This window comes from Rhizobacter sp. P2_H2 (assembly GCF_056403375.1).
In genome coordinates this window covers 1-1,779 of sequence record NZ_JBFUFP010001082.1, presented here as the reverse complement: position 1 = coordinate 1,779, position 1,779 = coordinate 1, and the positions used below count along the sequence as shown (strand labels likewise).

Below are 1,779 nucleotides of genomic sequence, written 5' to 3'. Positions count from 1 at the left end.
GCATGCCGATGAAACGCTCGAAGCTGCCGATGATGGCGCGGTGCAGCATCACCGGGTGGGCACGGCCGCTGGTGTCGGTCACGTACTCGCCGTTCAGGCGCTCGGCGGTGTTGTAGTCGACCTGCATCGTGCCACACTGCCATTGCCGGCCCAGCGCATCCTTCAGCGTGTACTCGATCTTCGGGCCGTAGAAGGCGCCGTCGCCCGGGGCGATGATGAACTCGCAGCCGGAGCGGCGCAGGCTCTCCATCACCGCGAACTCGGCCTTGTCCCAGAAGGCGTCGGAGCCGACGCGGTGCTCCGGCCGCGTCGCGACCTTGTAGATGATGTCGGTGAAGCCGAAATCCTTGTAGACCTTCTGCAGCAGCTCGGTATAGGCCACGCACTCGTCGAGGATCTGGTCCTCGGTGCAGAAGATGTGGCCATCGTCCTGCGTGAAGCCGCGCACCCGCATGATGCCGTGCAGCGCGCCCGACGGCTCGTTGCGGTGGCACTGGCCGAACTCGCCGTAGCGGATCGGCAGGTCCTTGTAGCTGCGCATCTGCGAGTTGAAGATCAGCACGTGGCCGGGGCAGTTCATCGGCTTCAGCGCGTAGTCGCGCTTTTCCGACTCGGTCACGAACATGTTGTCGCGGTAGTTGCCCCAGTGGCCGGTCTTCTCCCACAGCCCCTGGTCGAGGATCTGCGGGCCCTTCACCTCCTGGTAGCCGTTGTCGCGGTAGACGGCGCGCATGTACTGCTCGACCTGCTGCCACACGGCCCAGCCCCTGGCGTGCCAGAACACCAGCCCGGGCGCGTGCTCGTCGAGGTGGAACAGGTCGAGTTCGCGGCCGATCTTGCGATGGTCGCGCTTCTCGGCCTCCTCGAGCATGTGCAGGTACTGCTGSAGYTCGTCCTTSGTGGCCCAGGCCGTGCCGTARAYGCGCTGCAGCATYTCRTTGCGGTGATCGCCGCGCCAGTAGGCRCCGGCCACCTTCATSAGCTTGAAGTGCTTCAGCCGGCCGGTGCTCGGCACGTGCGGGCCGCGGCACAGGTCTTCGAACTTGCCTTCGCGGTACAGCGAGACGTCTTCGTTGGCCGGGATGCTGGCGATGATCTCGGCCTTGTAGTGCTCGCCCAGGCTCTTGAAGTACGCCACCGCCTCGTCGCGCGGCAGTACGCGGCGCTCGACGCGCTCGTCCTTCTTCGCGAGCTCGCCCATCTTGGCCTCGATAGCCGCCAGGTCGTCGGGCGTGAACGGGCGCTTGTACGAGAAGTCGTAGAAGAAGCCGTTCTCGATCACCGGGCCGATCGTGACCTGCGCCTCGGGGAACAGCTCCTTGACCGCATAGGCCAGCAGGTGGGCCGTCGAGTGGCGGATGACGTCCAGCCCGGCGGGGTCCTTGTCGGTGACGATCGCGAGCGCCGTGTCGGCCTCGATGCGGTAGCTGGTGTCGACGACGCGTGCCGCATCGCCCTGCCCGACGCGCCCGGCGAGCGCCGCCTTCGCGAGACCGGTGCCGATGGAGGCCGCCACCTCGGCCACCGTGACCGGGCCGGGAAATTCGCGTCGGGAACCGTCGGGCAACTGGACTGAAATCATGGGGGAGAGCTCCKGAAAACAAAAAAGCGCGGGGGTGAGCCGCGCTTCGAGAGAGATGACGAGTAAAGACGTGACGAGCCGCGGCCGACTAAACCTTCGTGAAAACCGGCGTAGTTCGCGGTGTCATAACCATGGTGCCTTCCTCGTTCCTTGCTTGCTCTGCTCGTGGGAGCCGGGATTGTAGATCAGCCGGGAAA

General features: G+C 65.5%; 1 protein-coding gene. It reads right to left on the bottom strand.

Translation table 11 applies throughout. From position 1 onward, the window contains the following. Window positions 1-1,582: threonine--tRNA ligase (gene thrS, locus AC1D15_RS30240; RefSeq protein ID WP_477828933.1), on the bottom strand; the 1,582-nt coding region annotated here is incomplete at its 3' end. Between the last annotated feature and the right edge of the window lie 197 nt (window positions 1,583-1,779).